This window comes from Clostridium sp. CTA-1, from assembly GCF_054768215.1.
Genome location: NZ_BAAAAP010000010.1, coordinates 103,457 through 123,664, shown reverse-complemented (window position 1 = coordinate 123,664; position 20,208 = coordinate 103,457). Strand labels below are relative to the sequence as shown.

The following is a 20,208-nucleotide window of genomic DNA, read 5'->3' as shown; positions in this document are numbered from 1 at the left end:
GTTTAAAAATATTAACTTGTTGGAAATGGATAAAAGCAATATATGTTTAAAGGACATGAGATTTAATAGCTTAAAAGAAAAAAGTCTTATAGAGAATAATATAATAAAAATAGTTAATATGGAAAAGAGAAAATTGTATCTAATACTAGAAGGGGAGAGAGTATATGCTAAATTTATAACATTACCTAGAATAAATAACAAAAATAAAATAAATGAAATAATAAAAAATGAATTGATATATGAATTTAGTGATATAGACAATATATTATATAGTTATGATATTTTAAAGAAAAATAAAACTAATATGGAAAGTATAATTTTTTGTATAAATATAGGCAATAATAAAATATTAAAAAAGTGCATGGCACAGTGCGAAAATATAGCAGGTATATATTCCATACAATTTTCTGTATTAAATTTATACAGGGAATATATAAAGGAAAAAAATTATATTTTTTTATTTAAGCATAAAAAATACACTTACATAATACTTTATTCAGAAAATAATTTAATTTATAGTAATTTTATTTATGAAGGGGAAAAGGAAGATCACAAAATAGAAAGGGTTTTAAAAAAAGCGGAAGAGCTAAATATAAACTTAAATACTATATATGGAATAAATATAGAGGAAAGTTCTATAAAAGATAAGCTAAAAGAATACAACTTTGTATCTTTACAAAAATTTAGAGAAAAAGATTATAAAAAAATAATATAGTGGAGAAAAAGAAAGTGAAAATTAATTTTATACCAGAAAGCTATATAGAAATAAGCCATAAAAAATCTATAAAAAACCATATAGTATTAATAATTATTCTATTAACTATAAATATTATATTTTTTAATAAAGTATTATGGAGTATGAAAAGGATGGATGTGATAAATGAAGAGATTCATAGTTTAAATCTAAAAAAAGAGAGGAAAAATACTAATAATCACAAAACAGATAAAAACTACAATCTTTTTATAAATCTATGGGAAAATACAAATGAAGGAATTATAGTGGACAGCTTTAATATAAAAGAAGGTAGGGCAATTTTAGAGGGAAGATGTTTAGATTTAAATAATTATTATAGTTTATTAAATTTATTAGAAAAAGATAAAAAAATAAATATTAAAAATTTAGATGTACCAGAAAAAGAAGAGGATTTTTATAAATTTAAATTTATTTTGGAGTGATAAAATTGAAAAGATTGAACATATATAGAATTGTTTTTATAATAAATTTATTAATACTTCCAGCTATTATATTATTTAATATAAATTTAAATAATAAGGTTAGTTTAATCGAGGAAGAAAAAAACAGGCTGCAGTTAAGTTTTCAAAATATAAATAGTGTTAAAAGCATAGATTGTACTTATATTTTAGAAAAATTAAGTGAAAATCCTTATGTAAGTGTTAAAAGCATAGAAAATGAAAAAAATAATATATATGTAAATCTAAAATACTATGGGGAAAATGAGGATTTAAAAAAGTTTTTAAGTAATGTGAATTCTTCAAAAAACTTTAGAAGTATTAAAAATTTAAATATGAATACTAAGAAAATAAAAAACAGCACTAATGAAAATAATAATAAGTATGGTAATGAAAGTGGTGAAGAAGTTAATAATAGTTACAGTAATGAGGAAGAAAAACAGGTAGATATTACATTACAGTATGTAAAAAGTTAAATTAAATAAAGTAAAAGTTAATTTAAAAATAATTTTTATCAAATCTGAATTTGGATTTAATGAATTTTAATATTTTATAATAATAATAAATTATTGTTACATAAATATTTTAATTGAAAATATAATTTTTTAGTAAAGATGGTGGTGGGTTTGCAGAATATTATTTTAATAGGTATGCCTTTAAGTGGGAAAAGCACCTTAGGTAGAGAACTTAGTAAGATTTTAAAATATGATTTTATAGATACGGATGTACTTATAGAAGAAATAGAAGGTAAAAATATAAAAGAAATATTTAAAATATATGGGGAAGATTATTTTAGAGAAAAGGAATTAGAAATTATAAACAAGCTAAAAAAAGAAAAGAATAAGGTTATATCTACAGGTGGGGGGCTTCCCATATATAATGAGAACATATATAAATTAAAGAATATTGGCTTTACAGTATACCTTAAGGTGCCATTAGAAGAGTTAATCAAAAGAATGGTAAAAAAAGAAAATAACACAAGGCCTCTTTTAAAAAACAATGATACAAAATTTTTAGAGGGAATGTACAAAGAAAGAATAGATATTTATGAAAAAGCTCATACTATAATATGTAATACTAGCAAAGAGGAAAGCTTAATTGCAATTGTAAGAGCCTATAAAAAGTGTAAGGGTATATAAAAGAAAAAAATAACAATATATGTATTTTATGAAAAAATATTTGCAAATACCCATAATATTATTTGCAAATAAAGTGAAGTTTTGATAAAATATCATTGTTTGAGTATTATATAGGACAGCATATAGTATCATTAAAAAGGAGAAGGCTTTAAAGGTGAATAATATATTGATCGTTAATGGACCTAATTTAAATTTATTAGGTAAAAGAGAGCCGGATGTATATGGCAATATTACCTTGGAAAATATAAACAAAGAAATAAAATCACATTTTAAAAATGAAGATTTAAAAATAGATTTTTTTCAAAGTAATGAAGAAGGAACAATTATAAATAAAATAATTGCATCAGAAGAAAAATATAATGCTATAGTTATAAATCCTGCAGCCTATTCTCATTATAGTATAGCTATATTAGATGCTATAAGAAGTATAAATATCCCTGTAGTAGAAGTTCACTTAAGCAATATATATAGAAGAGAAGAATATAGAAAAAAATCTGTTACTGCGGAAGCTTCTTTAGGTGTTATTAGTGGATTTGGTTATTATGGATATATAATGGCTATAGAATTTATTTTAAATAATTTAGTAAGGAAAAAATAGCATTGTATTATATTAAAAAAATTGGTATATAAGGCCTTACAAAGGTTATAATATAAAAAGGAATATTTAGTTTTGGAGGGATACATAAATGATATCAGCAGGAGATTTAAGAAAAGGAACTACTTTTGAACAAGATGGACAAGTATACGTAGTTGTAGAATTCCTACATGTAAAACCAGGTAAAGGAGCGGCTTTCGTAAGAACTAAGTTAAAGAATGCCATAACTGGAGCTGTAACAGAAACAACTTTTAATCCAACTGCAAAACTTCAAGAAGCAGTTATTGAAAGAAAAGAAATGCAATATTTATATACTGATGGAGAATTATATTACTTCATGGATCAAGAAACTTTTGAACAAATCCCATTAAATTATGATAAAGTTGAAGAAGCTATAAAATTCTTAAAAGAAAATATGTTTGCTACAATAAAATTCTTTAAAGGAGAAGCTTTCTCAGTAGAAGCACCAAACTTTGTTGAATTAACTATATCTCATACAGAACCAGGTGCAAAAGGAAATACTACTAGTAACGTAATGAAACCAGCTACATTAGAAACTGGAGCCACAATTCAAGTTCCATTATTCGTAAATGAAGGAGAAACTATCAGAGTAGATACAAGAACTGGTGAATATATGGAAAGAGTTTAGTCTATACTATAGATAGTATAATTTGTAAGGATGTGATTTTGTGAAATCTATTACTTCAAAGGTATCCTATTTAAAAGGTCTTATAGAAGGGCTAGAGGTTAAAGAGGATAGTAAAGAAGGAAAAATAATTTCTGTTATGTCGGATATATTACAGGACATAGCTTATGAAGTTGAAGATATGAAAGAATCTCAAAGTATAATACAGGAATATGTAGATACTATAGATCAAGATTTACTTTCCCTTCAGGAAGATTTTTATGATGAAGATGAAGATGAGGATTTTCTAGAAGACTTTATGGGAATAGAATGTCCTATGTGTGATGAAACCATCTATATTGATAAAGATGTATTTGGAGGTAAAGCAAATATTTGTTGTCCAAATTGCCACAAAGAAATATCCTTAAACAATATATGTAGTTGTGACTATGAATGTGAAGAATTAAAAAATAAAAACGATTAGTTAAACACCTTATAAGATTAAAATCTTATAAGGTGTTTTTTTTATACAAAAAATTATACGGTATAACCTATTACTATCATTAATAATCTGAAAAAGAATAAAACAAAGAAACATTTAATAATTATTTTAATAAAGTTTTTGGAATAATTTCGTTAAGTTTGAAATAGATATTTTATAAAGAAAGGAGATGATAAATTTGTATACAAAAGAAATTCTAAATATACTTCCAAGTCATATAAGTAGATTAATATGTGATTTAGATGAAGTAGATAAACTTCAAGAAATAAGGTTTAAAATAGGAAAACCTATATGTTTCCAAGTAGGCAATAGAGAAAAGCTTGCATCTTATGAAGTGAAAAGAGAGGATATAAAGTCTATAGTTCAAAGAATGAGCAATTACTCTATTTATAGTTTTGAAGAAGAAATAAAACAGGGATACCTAACTATAAAAGGCGGTCATAGAGTTGGTATATGTGGTAGATGTGTAATAGATGGAGGCAAAGTTAAAACTATAAGAGATATAAGTTCTTTAAACATAAGAATTTGTAGAGAAATATATAATGCCTCAAAACTAGTCATGCCTTATATAGTAGAAAATGGACAGGTCTTAAATACTATAATAATTTCGCCACCTAAATGCGGTAAGACTACCATAATAAGGGATATATCTAAAAAAATATCTGACGGAGTGGATGCCTTAAATTTAAAAGGTCAAAAAGTATCTGTTATAGATGAAAGAAGTGAAATTGCTGGGAGTTATAATGGTGTTCCTCAGTTAGATGTGGGTTTAAGAACGGACGTTTTAGATAATTGTCCTAAAAGTGAAGGTATAGTAATGGCTATAAGAAGTATGGCACCAGAAGTAATAATCTGTGATGAAATAGGAACCTATAAGGATGTAGAAAGTATACTTATTGCTTTAAATTCAGGAGTAAGTTTAATAACAACTATACATGGCTTTGGAGTGGAGGATATTTATAATAGGCCTGTTTTTAAAGAAATAGTAGAAAATAAAGTTTTTAAAAGAGCTATAGTTCTAAGCTCTAAACAATCTGTAGGTACTTTAGAATATGTATATGATTTTAATAAGAAAACCAAGCTTTATTGTAGGATAATTTAATAAAAACTTTTCTTAAAAAATAGGAGTGTACAAAACTATGTTTAAAATTTTAGGAAGTTTATTAATTTTTGTTGGAAGTTTATATTGGGGGATAACTACTGCTAATAAATTTAAATATAGAAGAGATGAACTTTTAGAATTGGAGCGATGTGTAAGTGAACTAAAAAATGAAATAACCTATACCTATACTTCCATACCAGATATATTAATGAATATATCCTTAAAAAGTAAAAAACCTATAAGTACTTTGTTTAAAAAAATTTCCAATATGCTCTATGAAAATAAAGTGAATAGTATTTATGAAGCTTTTAATAAAGGTTTTTTAGAGGAAAAAGACAATATGGCACTAAAAGAGGAAGATATAGATATAATATTAGATTTATCTAAAAATTTGGGCCAGTGGGATCCAAAGGGACATGAAAACATAATAGAGTTAACTCTTTATAATTTGAAGAAACAAAGTGATAGAGCAGAGGAAACCATGATAAAAAATATGAAAATGTATAAATATTTGGGCTTTTCTATAGGGGCTGTATTGGTGATTATATTTATATAAAAAATACTAAAAATACTATATGAAAATATATAGGTTAAAAAGGGGGTATAACATGCTGGACATACAGTTGATTTTTAAGATAGCGGGAGTAAGCATATTGGTTATAATTTTGGATAAAATATTAAAATCCAGTGGTAAAGATGATTATGCAGTGGTAACTAATTTAGCAGGTATAGTTGTAATACTTATGATGGTAATAAATTTGATAAATAAATTATTTAATGCGGTAAAAACCATGTTCCAAATTTAAAATATGCTAAGGCTTAGGAGGGAAAAATGGAAATCATTAAAATAGTAGCCTTTGCATTTATTTCACTATTTTTAATACTAATATTTAAAGGAAGAAGAGATGATTTAGCAGTCCAAATAAGTATTGCAGCAGGAGTAATAATATTTTTATTTTTAACATCTAAAATAACAGCCATACTTCAATTTATGCAACAATTAGCTTCAAAAACTAATATAGATTTTATATATTTAAGCACAGTTTTTAAAATATTAGGAATAGCTTATTTGGCTACCTTTTGTAGTGAGATATGCAAAGACGCAGGAGAAAATAGCTTAGCATCAAAAGTAGAATTTGCTGGTAAGATACTAATACTTGGACTTGCCATACCTATACTTATGGCAGTACTTCAATCTATTTTAAAGATTATGTAGGTGAGAAAATGAAAAAAAGATTAATGACTATTTTATTAACATCTTTATTTACGATTATATTATGTTTCAATGTACAAGCCGCACCTAGCCAGCATAATGAAATAAAGGAAGAAAATCAGGAAATAGAAAAACTATATGATTATATATCTAATATGAAAAATCAATATGAGATTTTAAAGGATATAAATGCAAAAGATTATGTAAAAAATTTTATGGAAAAGGGAGAAAGCCACATTTCTGTAAACAAAGCAGCAAAAGCTATAACTACATATGTATTTAAAGAAATAGCGGCGTCCTTAAAATTAATTGCTCTTCTAATTATGGTGGCTATAATATGTGCTTTGCTAAATAATTTACAAAAGGCCTTTAGTAATGAAACTTTATCGGATATAGCTTACTTTGCCTGTTATGCATTAATAATAATAATATTAGCTAGAAGTTTTTATTTAGGGGTTAATATAGCTAGGGATACTATAAATAAGATGACAGATTTTATGATGGCCTTAATACCAATTTTAATAATGCTTATAGCTTCTATAGGGGGGATTGCAGAAGCTGCTATGTTAGATCCTATAATAATAGGAACTATAAATATAAGTGCTAATATATTTTCAAGATTTATAATTCCATTAATATGTATGACCTTTGTTTTGCAGTTTGTAGATAATTTATCAGAGGACTATAAGATAAATAAATTAACAAAATTATTAAATCAAGTAGCTCTTTGGACTCAAGGAATTGTAATGACTGTATTTGTGGGGGTAGTTACTATAAGAGGTATAACTTCTAAAGCTATGGATCAGGTCACCGTTAAAACAGCAAAATATGCTGTGGATAATTTTGTTCCGGTGGTAGGTAAATGTTTATCTGATGCCATTTCTACTGTAGCTGGCTATTCATTACTCTTAAAAAATTCTATAAGCAGTTTAGGACTTATTGTAATAGTGGCCATGCTTTTAGTGCCTGTTATAAAGCTTTTAATAATGGCTTTTATGTATAAGATGGCAGCGGCTTTAATAGAGCCTATAAGTGATAGTAGACTTGTAAACTCTATAGGAGCTGCAGGAGACTCATTAATACTTATATTATCTTGTTTGATATGTGTATCTGTAATGTTTTTTATAATGATAGCCATAATGGCTTCTGCAGGAAAGGTTTTTATGGGCACATAATTTAAAATATAACTTTATAAAGGGGTGATTATATTTTGCTCCAGTGGTTAAAAGAGTGGATAACTAATATAGCTGTAGCAGTATTTTTTATAACTGCAATAGAGATGCTTTTACCCAAAAATAATATAAAAAAGTACGGAAAATTTGTTCTTGGATTAATATTAATAACTGTAATATTAAATCCAATAATAAAAATATTTAATAAAGATTATAATATATCACAGTATGCAGATAAGGCTACAGCTTCCTTTAATAATGCAGAGTATAAAAATGATTTTGATAAATACAAAAAAAAGAATAGAGAGGAAACTTTAAATAACTTTAAAGCTAATCTTGAAAATCAAACTAAAAAAAAGTTAGAAGAAAAGTTCCCAGAAAATAAATATGAGGTAAATGTAGAAATTGCCTATGATGAAGAAAAGGATAATTTACAAATAAAATCTATGGATGTGGGAGTAAAGGGTAATAAAATAGAAAAGATAAAAAAAGTAAACAAAATCAATATAGGCAACAATGAAAATGGAAAAGAGGATAAAAAGACCTTTGAAGGAGAAGGTAAAATAAAACAGTTTATAAGTAATGAATTTAAGGTGTCATCTGGAGTAATAAAAGTATATAAATTATAATGGTGATTTGATTATATTGAATTTAAAATAAAATACAAATATGTGTTTTAAAAAAGTATATTATATATTTAAAAATAAACTTAGCTTAAAATAATAGTCTACTAAAAATCAATTCATTATGATTTAGGAGGAAGTTTTATGAATATAAAAAATTGGCTTAAAAAGTTAGAAACTAATCCCAAGAATAATAAGAAGAATATAAACATACTAATAGTAGTATTAGTTGGAGTATTATTTTTAATTGCAGGTAGTACTTTTAAAAAGGACAGTGTTATGAGTAAAAATGAAGACCCTAAAAATAAACAAACTCAGGAAGAAAAAATAGAAACAGAGAATGAGGACTATGAAAGAGAAACTCAAAATAAATTAAAAACTACTTTAGAGAAAATAGATGGTGTAGGAAAGGTAGAAGTGATGATAACCTTTGAAAGTGGAGAAGAAAAGGTACCAGCTGTAAATATAAATAATTCAACTAATAAGAGTGTAGAGAAAGATACGGAGGGAGGTACGAGAAATACTACCCAGGAAAATGAAGGAAGCTCCGTTGTTATAACCAATAATGGGGATAAAACACAACCTCTTATTGTAAAAGAATATAAACCTAAGATTACAGGAGTTTGTATAGTGGCAGAGGGGGCAGAGGATAATATAACTAAATTAAGAATATCAAAGGCGGTAGTGGATTTGTTTTCACTAGCAGAAAATAAAGTAAATGTATATCCTATGAAAAAATAGTATATTAATTAAATGTTATGCATATAATTTTGTAGAATTATAATTTGGGGGGAATGAAACCATGAATAAAAAACAAGGAGTTATAATTGTAACCTTATTAGCACTCATAATTTGCACAGGAGTGCTTGCAACAAAATTAAACAGTCCACTTTATGTAAATGGAGCTGAGGAAGGAAGTACTGTTTCCTTTAACAATACTTCTAAAAACTCAAATAAAGCAGAAAGTAAAGAAAATAGTAAATCAGACTTTTTTGCAGAAACAAAACTTACTAGAGATCAAAAGGCAGCTCAGACACTACAAACATTAAAATCTTTAATAGATGATAAAAATGTTCCAAAGGAAGATAAAGATGAAGCTACAGCTAAATATACAAAATTAGCTATGGATTCAAATTATGAATCAAAGATAGAGTCTGTATTAAAGAGTAAAGGATTTGATGATGTTATATGCTCCATAGAAAATGACAAAGCTAGAGTAATAATAAAAGGGAAAGATAAATTAACAGATAAAGAAACAAGAGATATAAAAAATGTGGTTATGAGTATATCAAACATACAGGAAGTAGAAATTGAAACTAAACAATAATAATTGTAAAAACATACACCTTTTGATATAATAAACCTAAGATTACGTTTTGCATAGCTCAAAACCTAGGAGGTACGGAAAATGGAAGAAAATATTAAAAATGAAATTGACATGGGCATAGTTAAAATATCTGATGAAGTAGTAGGCGTTATAGCAGGACTTGCAGCTACAGAGATAAAGGGTATTGTAGGGATGAGTTCAGGAGTAGTTGGAGGAATAACTCAAATACTTAAAGGAAAGAAAAATATTTCTAAGGGTGTAAAAGTAAATGTAGGAGAAGAAAGTGCATCTATAGATTTATATGTAGTTGTGGAATATGGTGTTAAAATTCCTGAAGTAGCTCAAAAAGTTCAAGAAGATGTTAAAAGATCAGTAGAAACTATGACAGGTCTTACTGTATCCTCAGTTAATATTCATGTTCAAAATGTTATGATACCTAAAATGGATAAAGAATTAGAGGATATTGATTTAGAATAATAAATAATTACACCCTCTCAGGTAGAGGGTGTTTCTATGTATAGAATCAATATTCATAATAATATAAAAAATGTAAATAATAGTAGTATTTAAAGTTGAAAATTACAAAATTAAACATAGAAAATTAGGGAGGAAAATATGAATAGAAGAAAATCAAGAGAAGTGGCCATGAGATTATTATTTCAAACTACATTAAATGAAGAAAACTTAGAGGTGGCTCTAGAAAATTTAAAGGATGTTAGAGAATCTGAAGAAAGTGCAAAAGAAAAAGATTATGAATCTGTAGATTTAAAAGATGTGGATATAGATTATGTTAAAAGAATAATAAAAGGCATAGAAGAAAACAAAGAAGAAATAGATGAAAAAATAAAAGGAAATTTAAAAAATTGGAAAATAGAAAGATTATCTAAAGTAGATTTATCTATACTTAGATTATGTACATATGAATTAAAATTTGAAGAGGATATACCAAGCAAGGTATCCGTAAATGAAGCTATAGAATTAGCTAAAAAATATTCAGGAGAAAAAGCTGCGACCTTTATAAATGGTGTTTTAGGTAAAATGATTTAAAATTAATAGATACTTAAAAAGTGAAGAGCTTAGCTTTTCACTTTTAATATTAATAAAAAGGAAGATGTTTATGCATATTAAAACTCTTACTGTTTCTCAGTTAAATAGATATGTAAAAAATACCTTAGATGCTGACTTTATATTAAATAATGCTTCCGTAAAGGGAGAAATATCAAATCTTAAAATTCATAGTAGCGGTCATATTTATTTCTCCTTAAAGGATGGAGGAAGTAAAGTAAATTGTGTAATGTTTAAAAGCTATGCATATAATTTGAAATTTGTACCGGAAAATGGTATGGATGTAGTAACTCTAGGAAATGTATCCGTATATGAAAAGGAAGGTTCCTATCAATTATATGTGAAAGAGATTAAAAGAGAGGGCCTAGGAGATCTTTATGTAGCCTTTGAAAGATTAAAAGAAAAACTTAAAGAAGAGGGTCTTTTTAGTGAACTACATAAAAAAGAAATACCTAAATTTTCTAAAAAAATAGGGATAATAACCTCTCCTACAGGAGCAGCTCTAAAGGACATCATAAATGTAACTAAAAGAAGAAACAAAGGAATAGAACTATTAATATATCCTGCCTTAGTACAAGGGCTTGATGCTAGTAAAACTCTTATAGAAGGTATAAAAACATTAAATAAAGTTGAAGATGTAGATATAATAATATTAGCCCGTGGAGGAGGGTCTATAGAAGAATTATGGGCCTTTAATAATGAAGATTTGGCTTATGAAGTGTATAATTCTAAAAAACCTATAATAACTGGAGTAGGTCATGAAACGGATTTTACCATTGTAGACTTTGTAAGTGATAGAAGAGCACCCACGCCCTCTGCAGCTGCAGAAATAGCTGTTTTTGATAGAGAAGTTTTAATAAAAGAGATTTTAAATTATAAGTATAATATAAAAAATTCCATGGAAAATATAATAAAAGAAAAAAGAAATTATTTAAATTTATACAAACAGAGAATAGAATCTAATAGTCCTATTAATATAATAGTAAATGAATATAAAAATATAGATAATTTAAAAGAATTATTAAATATGAAGATAAAAGGTAAATTAAATAAGGGAAAAAACAATCTATCCAGACTATCTTCTTTACTAGAAGCACATAATCCACTAAATGTATTAAAAAAAGGCTATACTCTAGTGGAAGATGAAGAAAATAATTTAATAACAGAAAAAGAAGCTTTAAAGGAATTAAATAAAATAAACATAACCTTTAAAGATGGTAAGGCAAAATTAAATATTAAATATATAGACTAATTTAGGAGGGGAATATGGGAAGAAAAAAAGAATCTTTTGAAAATATGATTGAGAAATTAGAAACTATAGTAGACAGTATGGATAACGGAGAAATAACTTTAGAAGATTCCATGAAAAGTTATGAAGAAGGAATAAAATTGTGTAATAAGTTATATAAAGTACTAAAGGATACAGAGGGCAAAATAAAGATTTTAGAAGATAACAAAGAGGAAAACTTTGAAAGTTTATAAACATATATTATATTTATACCAAGAACTTTATAATTTTAAAGTCTTTGAATTAATTAAAACAAAGTTAAGATAGAGTAATAATTTAACCTGAATTAAGATTTGCTTTATAGCTAAAATTAATATTAAGGATTGGTGAACTTTATGGATAAGATAAAAAAAATAGGGGAAGAAATAGAGTTATGGTTAAAAGAATATTTAGACAATAAAGGTAATTATGACAAAAAAATATATGAAGCTATGGCTTATAGTTTAGAGGCTGGTGGAAAAAGAATAAGACCAGTATTGCTTTTAAATACTTATGCTTTGTATAAAGAGGATTATAAAAAGGCTATGCCAATAACTGCTGCCATAGAAATGATACATACCTATTCTTTAATACATGATGACCTGCCAGCTATGGATAATGATGACTTAAGAAGAGGAAAACCTACCAATCATAAAATTTTTGGAGAAGCTATAGCTATACTTGCAGGAGATGCACTTTTAAATGAAGCTATGAATATAATGTTTGAGTATTCATTAAAAAATGGAGAAAATGCATTAAAAGCATGTTATACCATAGCTAAAGCCGCAGGAGTAGATGGAATGATTGGGGGCCAGGTAGTAGATATATTAAGTGAAGACAAATCTATATCTCTCGATGAATTATATTATATGCACAAAAAAAAGACTGGTGCTTTAATAAAAGCATCTATATTGGCTGGAGCTATTTTAGGATCTGCTACATCTACGGATATAGAACTTTTAGGGGAATATGGAGATAATTTAGGATTGGCATTTCAAATAAAAGACGATATATTAGATGTAGAAGGTGATACTACTACTTTAGGAAAAAAGACAAAGAGTGATGAAGATAATCACAAAACTACTTTTGTTAAAGTTTATGGTATAGATAAATGTAATGAACTTTGCACTGAAATGACAAATAAATGTTTTGATATATTGAATAAAATAAAGAAAAACACAGATAACTTAAAAGAAATTACTATGTTTTTATTAAATAGAAACTATTAATATTAATAAAGCTTTAAATTAATTTAAATAAAAAAATAATCCTATGCAATAAATATTTTTCTGTGATATAATATAAAATGTTTTATACACGAAATGAATATTTTTAGATTAGAAATTCAATCTTTTATTTTGAAAGTATATATAAATAAAGGTGGTGCAGTATTCTAGTCAGGTAAGTATATTTTGAAGGCGGGGCTAAAAATCCGCTAAAGGGCACATCGATGAAGCTTCTGGTGCTGGCTTACGACGCCCAGTTGTGGGCTGGTGCTGGGAGAAAGAAGGCTGGGGCAATCACAAAGGCATGTGACAACTGACCCTACCTTCGTGGAGGCCATTGATTGTGTATAGGGAGAGATTCCCTATGGACGACAATGGATTAAACCTGCAATGTGGCGAGAAGCTATGTGCAGTGTAGCCTGCCTTGAGTGGTGGGGGGAGAGGTTAAGTTTAAATCTAAAGGTTAGGCCAAACCTTTAGGCTATTGCTTGCTGAAACCTCTATTGCAAAAGAGGCTAGAGATATACCCAACTGCCGAGGAAATCTCCTAGACTGTTCTATACGAAGTATATTGGGGATTACAGTGCGGACTAAGTGGCAATCCAGTCCTATTTCTGGTGACAGGGTAGGTAAAGCATTAAAGGGAAACCGTCAAAATGGCGACATTTTGATTGTTTTACGGGAAATCCTACTGGACCTAAGCCGCAAGGTTTACTCAATATACTACCACCTTTTAAAATTACATATTGAAATGTATAATTTATAAAGTGATTTTTAATACTTAGTTTTCATGGAGGAATTATAATTGGGAAATAAAAAAGATAATAAAAAAGATAATAAGAAGAGTGACTCCAAGGTCAATGTGAAATGGGTATTAACCATTGTTACATGGTCTGTTATTTTTTCAGGGAGTATATCTCTTGTTTCGGATGTGCTACTAGATAATGTAAACTTATTAGTAGCTTTTATTATATTAATTTTTATTATATTAATTGGTATAATATTTGATATAATAGGAGTTGCAGTAACTGCATCCAATGAAACACCTTTTCATGCAAAAGCTGCTAATAAAGTACCAGGGGCAAAACTCGCAGTAACTTTTATTAGAAATGCAGAAAAGGTATCAAGTTTTTGTAATGATGTTATAGGAGACGTTTGTGGTATTGTAAGTGGTTCCATAGGGATAATAATAACAAATAAAATATTATCTTTAAATTCTACTTTAAATTCTACTGTAGTAACTACAAGTATAGGTGTTACCATAGGGGCTTTAACTATAGGAGGAAAAGCTTTAGGTAAAGGATTTGCTATAACAAATAGTAATGATATATTAGAAAAGGTTACAAGGATAATATATTTTTTTAAAAGAGGATAGATGAAAATGAAAAACATATTAGATAAATACCAAGATTTTGATAGTATAAAGTCCATGTCTATAAACGAGTTAAATCAATTTTCTTATGAGATAAGAGAATTTTTAATAGATAATGTGTCTAAAACAGGAGGTCATTTGGCCTCTAATTTAGGAGTGGTAGAACTTACTTTAAGTATTTTTAATGTATTCGATTTAAATAAAGATAAAGTTATTTGGGATGTAGGACATCAAGCCTACGTACATAAAATATTAACAGGAAGAAAGGATGAATTTAATACATTAAGACAATATGGAGGATTAAGCGGTTTTCCTAAGAGATGTGAGAGCCCTTACGATGTATTTGAAACAGGGCATAGTAGTACATCTATATCTGCTGCCCTTGGAATGGCAAGAGCAAGGGATATAAAAGGAGAGAATAATAAAGTTATAGCTGTAATAGGAGATGGAGCTCTAACTGGTGGAATGGCTTTTGAGGCATTAAATGATTTGGGGTTTAATAAAACAGATTTGATTATTATATTAAATGATAATCAAATGTCCATAGCTGAGAATGTAGGAGGAATGTCTAGCTATTTAAGTAAAGTAAGATTAGATCCTACCTATAACAAATTAAAAAAAGAAGTTACTAATACTTTAAATAAAATACCTAATGTGGGAAAAGGAATGGCCCGTTCTTTGGAAAGAGTAAAAAATGGTATAAAACAAATGATTGTTCCAGGTATGTTTTTTGAAAACTTAGGAATAAAATATTTAGGACCTATAGATGGGCATGATATAAAAGAATTGAGTAAAGTTATGAAAATGGCAAAGGATATAAAGGGACCAGTTTTAATACACGCTATAACTAAAAAAGGTAAAGGTTATGCTTATGCAGAAAAAAAACCAGACAAGTTTCATGGTATAGGACCTTTTGATTGTACTAGTGGTGAAGTTAATTCTAAAGCCTGTTTAACTTACTCAGGGGTATTTGGAGAGGAATTAACCAAAATAGGAAAAGAAGATAAACGTATTGTAGCTATAACTGCAGCTATGAAAGATGGAACTGGCCTTAGAAAATTCGGAGAAACTTTTCCAAAAAGATTTTTTGATGTGGGCATAGCAGAACAACATGCAGTAACTTTAGCAGCGGGTATAGCAACAGAAGGATTGAAGCCAGTTTTTGCTGTTTATTCTACATTTCTTCAAAGAGCATATGATCAGGTATTACATGATATATGTATACAAAATTTACCAGTGGTTTTTGGAATAGATAGGGCAGGTATAGTAGGAAGTGATGGAGAAACCCATCAAGGAATTTTTGATTTGTCATATTTATCCTCTCTGCCTAATATGACAATAATATCCCCTAAATGTTTAGAAGAAATGGGAATAATGTTAAAGTGGGCATTAAATCAAAATTCGCCAGTAGCTATAAGGTATCCTAGAGGTGGAGATATAAAATCTTTAGAAATGACACCTATAAAAAATATGGAAAAGAGTAAGTGGGAAATAATTTGTGAAGAAGGAAATATAGCTATAATAGCCACGGGAAAAATGGTGCAACATGCTATAATAGCAAGAGAAAAATTAAAATCATGTGGAATAAAATCTACAATTGTAAATGCAAATTTTATAAAACCTATAGATAAAGAATTAATAAAAAACTTTGTAAAAAAAGGATATAAGATAGTAACTGTAGAAGATAATGTAATAAAGGGTGGATTTGGTTCTTTAGTTCTTCAATATATAAGTGAACTAAAAGCTAATAATACTGTTTTAAATTTGGGATTTAAAGATAAATTTGTTCCCCATGGTAGTACAGATATATTATATAAAATGGAAGGATTAGATCCAGAGGGTATTGTTAAAAATATAATAAAGATTATATAATATTATATGAAGGAGTTATTTATGGCAGACAAAAAAGAAAGATTAGACTTGCTTTTGATAAAAAAAGGAATTTTCCAATCTAGAGAAAGAGCAAAAGCTAGTATAATGGCAGGAGAAATATTTATAGATGGTAATAGAGTAGATAAATGTGGAGAAAAAATAAAAGAAAGTGCTAATATAGAGTTTAGAGGAGAAAAACTACCCTATGTAAGCCGAGGAGGACTAAAATTAGAAAAATCCATAAAAAATTTTGGAATAGATTTAAATGAAAAAGTATGTTTAGACATAGGAGCGTCCACAGGAGGGTTTACAGATTGCATGCTTCAAAATGGAGCAAAAAAAGTATTTTCTATAGATGTAGGATATGGACAGTTTGCTTGGAAACTTAGAGTGGATCCTAGAGTAGTTTGTATGGAAAGAACTAATGTAAGATATGTAACTTCAGAGGATCTAGGAGAAAAGGCTAATTTTGCAAGTATAGATGTATCTTTTATCTCTTTAACTTTAGTAATACCTGTAGTAAAGGATTTGTTAGATGAAAAGGGAGAAATAATGGCTCTTATAAAACCACAATTTGAAGCAGGAAGAGAAAAAGTAGGTAAAAAAGGGGTAGTAAGGGAAAGTAGTACTCATAAAGAAGTAGTGGATAAAATAGTCCAATTTGCAAAAAAAATAGATCTAAATATATTAAATTTAGATTTCTCTCCAATAAAAGGTCCTGAGGGGAATATAGAATACCTTATATATATGACAAAAAATAAAGGTATAAATAGTGATTTTCAAGAGGACTATATAGATTATATAGTAAATAAAGCTCATAATAATTTAAATGGTGATAAATGATGAAAAATATTGGTATAAATATAAATACGGATAAGAATATAAGTAGAGACATTTTAGACAAAATTTTTCAGTATATACATGAGGAATGTAGTGAAGCTAAAATAAAAGTTTTTTATGATTCTAAAGGTTTAGATAATGAAGAAAATATAGAATTAGATGTAGTTATGGTACTAGGTGGCGATGGTACTATTTTAGGGACTGCTAGAGCATTAGCTAAATATGATGTTCCTATATTTGGGATAAATAGAGGGCATTTAGGTTTTTTAGCAGAGGTAGAGTTAGAAGATTGTAAAAAAGCTATAAAAAATCTATTTAAAGGTCAATATAAAATAGAGGATAGAATAATGCTAAAATGTGACTTGAATGAAAAAGAAGAGGATTTTTTAGCATTAAATGATATAGTACTTACAAAAGGAAATTTATCACGAATAGTGAAATATAGCATATATGTAGATGATGTATGGTATACAACTTTTGTAGCAGATGGGGTCATTGTAGCTACACCTACAGGATCTACAGCTTACTCATTATCAGCAGGAGGACCAATACTATATCCAGATTTAGATGTATTAGAAGTTACACCAATTTGTCCTCATTCTTTGGGAATTAGACCTATAATATTAAATGGAAATAGTAAAATTAATATAAAGGTTTTAAAGAAATATGAGGATCCTGTACTTACTATTGATGGTCAAAGATATAAAAAAGTAACAGTAGATCAGGTTACCATAAGTAAATCTAAATATAAATGTAGACTTATAAAATTTAAAGACAAGGATTATTTTAAAATATTAAGAACTAAAATATCTTATAGATCTAGAGAATGTGAAGGTGAATAATATGAAAGTTTCAAGACATGCTAAAATTTTAGAAATAATAAATTCTAAGGATATAGATACTCAAGAGGAACTAGCAGAAGAATTAAAGAAAATGGGAATGAATGTTACACAAGCCACAGTTTCAAGAGATATAAAAGAACTTAAGCTAATAAAAGTTTTGGGGAATACAGGTAAGTATAAATATGCTACCATAAACCATACAGAAAGCTATATGTCAGATAAACTTGTAAATATCTTTGCGCAAACAGTAATTAATGTAGAGAATATTGATAAGCTTATAATAATAAAAACCATATCAGGCTCTGCTCCAGCAGCAGCGGAGGCTATAGATACACTAGGTTTCGATGGAGTAGCAGGCACTATAGCTGGAGATAATACTATATTTGTTATGGCAAGAACCAATGAGAAAGCTCAAGAGATAACTATGAAATTAAGAAAGATTATTACTGCATAAGGGGGATTTAAAATGCTCCTTCAACTTAATATAAAGAATTTTGCACTTATAGAAGAATTATCTATATCCTTTGATAAAGGATTTAATGTATTGACCGGTGAAACTGGAGCTGGTAAATCTATTCTTATAGATGCTATAAGCTATGTTTTAGGCGGCAAATTTAATAGAGACTTAATAAGGACTGGAGAAAACAAAACCTATGTAGAAGCAGTATTTTCTATTGAGAATGAAAGTACAGAGAGAATATTAAAAGAACAAGGAATAGATTCTGAGGATATATTAATAATAGCCAGAGAAACTTTTCAATATGGTAAAAGTATAGCTAAAGTAAATGGGAAAAGTGTTTTATTAGCTAATTTAAAAGAAATAACAAGCACCTTATTAGATATTCACGGACAGCATGAAAATCAAAATCTTTTAAGCTCTGAAAATCATATAAACTATCTAGATTATTTTAGTGAAAAAGAATTATGTTTTATTATGGAGAGGTATAAGGGTGAGTATTTAACTCTTTTAAATATAGAAAATAAAATAAAAGAGTTATCCGGTGGAGATGAAAGTGAAAGAGAAAAGTTAATGGACTTCTTAAAATATCAAATTAAAGAAATAGGAGAGGCTAATTTAAAAGAGGGAGAAGAAGAAGAATTAGATAATAAATTTTTAGAACTTTCAAACGCGGAAAAAATTAGCAAAGTACTAAATAATAGCTATGGAATATTATATGGGGGATTAGAAGAGGAGTCCTCAGCCTTTGATAGTTTAGGATACGTTATAAGAGAGATGGAATCTATTAATAACATAGATAAAGTGACGAATATATGTCAAAGCTTAAAAGAGGCTTATTATATAATAGAGGAGTCCATAAGAAATATAGGAGATATAAAAGATAATATATATTATGATGAAAATGAATTAGACCGTATAAATAGTAGGCTTTTTCAAATATCTACTCTTAAGAAAAAGTATGGTACAACCATAAAAGAGATTATAGAATATAAAAATAAAATAGAAAAGCAATATGAAGATATGGTAAATTCAGAAGAAATAATAGAAAAATTAAACAAGGACAGAAAAAAAGTATTAGACAATTTAAAAGAAATAGCCATGCAAATTCATAATATAAGAGTTAAATACGCAGAAGAGTTAGAAGTAAGGGTGAAAAAAGAATTAAGCTATGTAGGACTTTCTAAAACTAGGTTTAAAATTAATGTAGATTTAGTATCTAGTTTTTTTAAGGGTGGCTGTGACAAGGTAGAATTTTATGTGTCTACTAATCCAGGAGAGCCTTTAAAACATTTAGATAAAGTAGTATCTGGGGGAGAACTTTCACGAATAATGTTAGCTTTAAAAACTGTATTTGTAGATAAGGATAAAATACCTTCAGTTATATTTGATGAAATAGATACAGGTATAAGTGGAGTGGTAGCACAAAGTGTAGGAGAGAAGATGTATTCTATATCTCATGGTCGTCAAGTATTTTGTATAACCCATTTACCACAAATAGCTTGTATGTCTGATAATCATTATTATATACATAAAGAAGTATTAGAGGATAAAACCTATACAAAAGTTACAAAACTAAGTAACGAAGATAAAGAAATAGAAATAGGAAGAATGATAGGGGGATCAAATCTTACAGATATAACTCTCCAAAATGCAAAGGAAATAATAAAAATAGCGGACAATAAAAAAGAAGAAATATTAAAAAATTCCTAAAATGGTATTGACAAAATAATAGATAAGGTTATAATAAGTTCTAAAGATATTTAAAATTAAATAGT

At 27.6% G+C, this 20,208-nt stretch carries 26 protein-coding genes; all 26 read left to right on the top strand.

The window, feature by feature from the left end; translation table 11 throughout:
* The first annotated feature begins 25 nt into the window (after window positions 1–25).
* The 26 genes from ACYUEW_RS10530 to recN all read left to right on the top strand — a co-directional run bounded on the left by ACYUEW_RS10530 (window position 26) and on the right by recN (window position 20,143).
* Window positions 26–715 carry a hypothetical protein gene (locus ACYUEW_RS10530; protein ID WP_460276716.1) on the top strand — a complete coding sequence of 230 codons (690 nt, stop codon included), beginning with the start codon at window positions 26–28 and terminating at the stop codon, window positions 713–715.
* Window positions 716–729: 14 nt separating this feature from the next.
* Window positions 730–1,176: a hypothetical protein gene (locus ACYUEW_RS10525; protein ID WP_043031939.1), complete on the top strand. Its 447-nt coding sequence runs from the start codon at window positions 730–732 to the stop codon at window positions 1,174–1,176.
* A gap of 5 nt (window positions 1,177–1,181) precedes the next feature.
* Window positions 1,182–1,667 carry a hypothetical protein gene (locus ACYUEW_RS10520; RefSeq protein WP_460276707.1) on the top strand — a complete coding sequence of 162 codons (486 nt, stop codon included), beginning with the start codon at window positions 1,182–1,184 and terminating at the stop codon, window positions 1,665–1,667.
* A gap of 150 nt (window positions 1,668–1,817) precedes the next feature.
* Complete coding sequence (locus ACYUEW_RS10515) at window positions 1,818–2,330, top strand: shikimate kinase (RefSeq protein ID WP_460276706.1); 513 nt, start codon at window positions 1,818–1,820, stop codon at window positions 2,328–2,330.
* Between the two features lie 154 nt (window positions 2,331–2,484).
* The gene (aroQ, locus tag ACYUEW_RS10510; RefSeq protein ID WP_460276705.1) at window positions 2,485–2,928 is read left to right on the top strand and encodes a type II 3-dehydroquinate dehydratase; all 444 of its coding nucleotides are present in this window, start codon (window positions 2,485–2,487) and stop codon (window positions 2,926–2,928) included.
* A gap of 88 nt (window positions 2,929–3,016) precedes the next feature.
* Window positions 3,017–3,574, top strand: a complete 558-nt coding sequence (gene efp, locus ACYUEW_RS10505) for an elongation factor P (protein ID WP_003485841.1) — start codon at window positions 3,017–3,019, stop codon at window positions 3,572–3,574.
* A gap of 40 nt (window positions 3,575–3,614) precedes the next feature.
* Complete coding sequence (locus tag ACYUEW_RS10500; RefSeq protein ID WP_003485842.1) at window positions 3,615–4,034, top strand: CD1247 N-terminal domain-containing protein; 420 nt, start codon at window positions 3,615–3,617, stop codon at window positions 4,032–4,034.
* A gap of 196 nt (window positions 4,035–4,230) precedes the next feature.
* A complete protein-coding gene (gene spoIIIAA, locus ACYUEW_RS10495) occupies window positions 4,231–5,154 on the top strand; it encodes a stage III sporulation protein AA (protein ID WP_080544099.1) in 924 nt (307 codons plus the stop codon).
* 37 nt (window positions 5,155–5,191) lie between these two features.
* Entirely contained in the window at window positions 5,192–5,710 is a 519-nt protein-coding gene (gene spoIIIAB, locus ACYUEW_RS10490) for a stage III sporulation protein SpoIIIAB (protein WP_003485845.1), read from the top strand.
* Between the two features lie 52 nt (window positions 5,711–5,762).
* The gene (spoIIIAC, locus tag ACYUEW_RS10485) at window positions 5,763–5,960 is read left to right on the top strand and encodes a stage III sporulation protein AC (protein ID WP_003358967.1); all 198 of its coding nucleotides are present in this window, start codon (window positions 5,763–5,765) and stop codon (window positions 5,958–5,960) included.
* Between the two features lie 26 nt (window positions 5,961–5,986).
* Window positions 5,987–6,370 (top strand): stage III sporulation protein AD, encoded by a 384-nt coding sequence (spoIIIAD, locus tag ACYUEW_RS10480; RefSeq protein WP_003359080.1) that lies wholly within the window; start codon window positions 5,987–5,989, stop codon window positions 6,368–6,370.
* Between the two features lie 8 nt (window positions 6,371–6,378).
* Window positions 6,379–7,542, top strand: a complete 1,164-nt coding sequence (gene spoIIIAE / locus ACYUEW_RS10475) for a stage III sporulation protein AE (RefSeq protein WP_003485849.1) — start codon at window positions 6,379–6,381, stop codon at window positions 7,540–7,542.
* A gap of 35 nt (window positions 7,543–7,577) precedes the next feature.
* Complete coding sequence (gene spoIIIAF, locus ACYUEW_RS10470) at window positions 7,578–8,168, top strand: stage III sporulation protein AF (RefSeq protein WP_003485851.1); 591 nt, start codon at window positions 7,578–7,580, stop codon at window positions 8,166–8,168.
* A 138-nt stretch (window positions 8,169–8,306) separates the two neighbouring features.
* Complete coding sequence (gene spoIIIAG / locus ACYUEW_RS10465; protein ID WP_003485853.1) at window positions 8,307–8,903, top strand: stage III sporulation protein AG; 597 nt, start codon at window positions 8,307–8,309, stop codon at window positions 8,901–8,903.
* A 61-nt stretch (window positions 8,904–8,964) separates the two neighbouring features.
* The gene (locus ACYUEW_RS10460; RefSeq protein ID WP_003485856.1) at window positions 8,965–9,489 is read left to right on the top strand and encodes a SpoIIIAH-like family protein; all 525 of its coding nucleotides are present in this window, start codon (window positions 8,965–8,967) and stop codon (window positions 9,487–9,489) included.
* Window positions 9,490–9,570: 81 nt separating this feature from the next.
* The gene (locus ACYUEW_RS10455) at window positions 9,571–9,966 is read left to right on the top strand and encodes an Asp23/Gls24 family envelope stress response protein (protein ID WP_003358935.1); all 396 of its coding nucleotides are present in this window, start codon (window positions 9,571–9,573) and stop codon (window positions 9,964–9,966) included.
* Window positions 9,967–10,104: 138 nt separating this feature from the next.
* The gene (nusB, locus tag ACYUEW_RS10450; protein WP_003485858.1) at window positions 10,105–10,536 is read left to right on the top strand and encodes a transcription antitermination factor NusB; all 432 of its coding nucleotides are present in this window, start codon (window positions 10,105–10,107) and stop codon (window positions 10,534–10,536) included.
* Between the two features lie 70 nt (window positions 10,537–10,606).
* Window positions 10,607–11,806 carry an exodeoxyribonuclease VII large subunit gene (gene xseA, locus ACYUEW_RS10445; RefSeq protein ID WP_460276704.1) on the top strand — a complete coding sequence of 400 codons (1,200 nt, stop codon included), beginning with the start codon at window positions 10,607–10,609 and terminating at the stop codon, window positions 11,804–11,806.
* Between the two features lie 14 nt (window positions 11,807–11,820).
* A complete protein-coding gene (locus tag ACYUEW_RS10440) occupies window positions 11,821–12,036 on the top strand; it encodes an exodeoxyribonuclease VII small subunit (RefSeq protein ID WP_003485862.1) in 216 nt (71 codons plus the stop codon).
* A 141-nt stretch (window positions 12,037–12,177) separates the two neighbouring features.
* The gene (locus tag ACYUEW_RS10435) at window positions 12,178–13,050 is read left to right on the top strand and encodes a polyprenyl synthetase family protein (protein ID WP_460276703.1); all 873 of its coding nucleotides are present in this window, start codon (window positions 12,178–12,180) and stop codon (window positions 13,048–13,050) included.
* 802 nt (window positions 13,051–13,852) lie between these two features.
* A complete protein-coding gene (locus tag ACYUEW_RS10430; RefSeq protein ID WP_003485865.1) occupies window positions 13,853–14,422 on the top strand; it encodes a hypothetical protein in 570 nt (189 codons plus the stop codon).
* Window positions 14,423–14,428: 6 nt separating this feature from the next.
* Entirely contained in the window at window positions 14,429–16,291 is a 1,863-nt protein-coding gene (gene dxs, locus ACYUEW_RS10425) for a 1-deoxy-D-xylulose-5-phosphate synthase (protein ID WP_265204198.1), read from the top strand.
* A gap of 21 nt (window positions 16,292–16,312) precedes the next feature.
* Window positions 16,313–17,134 (top strand): TlyA family RNA methyltransferase, encoded by an 822-nt coding sequence (locus tag ACYUEW_RS10420; protein WP_265204197.1) that lies wholly within the window; start codon window positions 16,313–16,315, stop codon window positions 17,132–17,134.
* Window positions 17,134–17,973, top strand: coding sequence for an NAD(+)/NADH kinase (locus ACYUEW_RS10415; RefSeq protein ID WP_030035156.1), 840 nt, complete (start codon window positions 17,134–17,136; stop codon window positions 17,971–17,973). Before ACYUEW_RS10420 ends, ACYUEW_RS10415 begins: the two co-directional genes overlap by 1 nt.
* A gap of 1 nt (window position 17,974) precedes the next feature.
* Window positions 17,975–18,427 carry an arginine repressor gene (locus tag ACYUEW_RS10410; protein WP_042384979.1) on the top strand — a complete coding sequence of 151 codons (453 nt, stop codon included), beginning with the start codon at window positions 17,975–17,977 and terminating at the stop codon, window positions 18,425–18,427.
* 12 nt (window positions 18,428–18,439) lie between these two features.
* Window positions 18,440–20,143: a DNA repair protein RecN gene (gene recN, locus ACYUEW_RS10405; RefSeq protein WP_265204196.1), complete on the top strand. Its 1,704-nt coding sequence runs from the start codon at window positions 18,440–18,442 to the stop codon at window positions 20,141–20,143.
* Window positions 20,144–20,208: the final 65 nt, after the last annotated feature.

Excerpts from the sequence above, each read along its gene's own strand:
- ACYUEW_RS10435 (WP_460276703.1), top strand. The coding sequence starts at position 12,178 with ATGGATAAGATAAAAAAAATAGGGGAAGAAATAGAGTTATGGTTAAAA.
- ACYUEW_RS10530 (WP_460276716.1), top strand. The coding sequence starts at position 26 with ATGGATAAAAGCAATATATGTTTAAAGGACATGAGATTTAATAGCTTA.
- efp (WP_003485841.1), top strand. The coding sequence starts at position 3,017 with ATGATATCAGCAGGAGATTTAAGAAAAGGAACTACTTTTGAACAAGAT.
- spoIIIAB (WP_003485845.1), top strand. The coding sequence starts at position 5,192 with ATGTTTAAAATTTTAGGAAGTTTATTAATTTTTGTTGGAAGTTTATAT.
- spoIIIAD (WP_003359080.1), top strand. The coding sequence starts at position 5,987 with ATGGAAATCATTAAAATAGTAGCCTTTGCATTTATTTCACTATTTTTA.
- ACYUEW_RS10440 (WP_003485862.1), top strand. The coding sequence starts at position 11,821 with ATGGGAAGAAAAAAAGAATCTTTTGAAAATATGATTGAGAAATTAGAA.
- recN (WP_265204196.1), top strand. The coding sequence starts at position 18,440 with ATGCTCCTTCAACTTAATATAAAGAATTTTGCACTTATAGAAGAATTA.
- xseA (WP_460276704.1), top strand. The coding sequence starts at position 10,607 with ATGCATATTAAAACTCTTACTGTTTCTCAGTTAAATAGATATGTAAAA.
- spoIIIAC (WP_003358967.1), top strand. The coding sequence starts at position 5,763 with ATGCTGGACATACAGTTGATTTTTAAGATAGCGGGAGTAAGCATATTG.
- nusB (WP_003485858.1), top strand. The coding sequence starts at position 10,105 with ATGAATAGAAGAAAATCAAGAGAAGTGGCCATGAGATTATTATTTCAA.
- spoIIIAG (WP_003485853.1), top strand. The coding sequence starts at position 8,307 with ATGAATATAAAAAATTGGCTTAAAAAGTTAGAAACTAATCCCAAGAAT.
- ACYUEW_RS10415 (WP_030035156.1), top strand. The coding sequence starts at position 17,134 with ATGAAAAATATTGGTATAAATATAAATACGGATAAGAATATAAGTAGA.
- spoIIIAE (WP_003485849.1), top strand. The coding sequence starts at position 6,379 with ATGAAAAAAAGATTAATGACTATTTTATTAACATCTTTATTTACGATT.
- ACYUEW_RS10455 (WP_003358935.1), top strand. The coding sequence starts at position 9,571 with ATGGAAGAAAATATTAAAAATGAAATTGACATGGGCATAGTTAAAATA.
- ACYUEW_RS10420 (WP_265204197.1), top strand. The coding sequence starts at position 16,313 with ATGGCAGACAAAAAAGAAAGATTAGACTTGCTTTTGATAAAAAAAGGA.
- ACYUEW_RS10410 (WP_042384979.1), top strand. The coding sequence starts at position 17,975 with ATGAAAGTTTCAAGACATGCTAAAATTTTAGAAATAATAAATTCTAAG.
- ACYUEW_RS10460 (WP_003485856.1), top strand. The coding sequence starts at position 8,965 with ATGAATAAAAAACAAGGAGTTATAATTGTAACCTTATTAGCACTCATA.
- dxs (WP_265204198.1), top strand. The coding sequence starts at position 14,429 with ATGAAAAACATATTAGATAAATACCAAGATTTTGATAGTATAAAGTCC.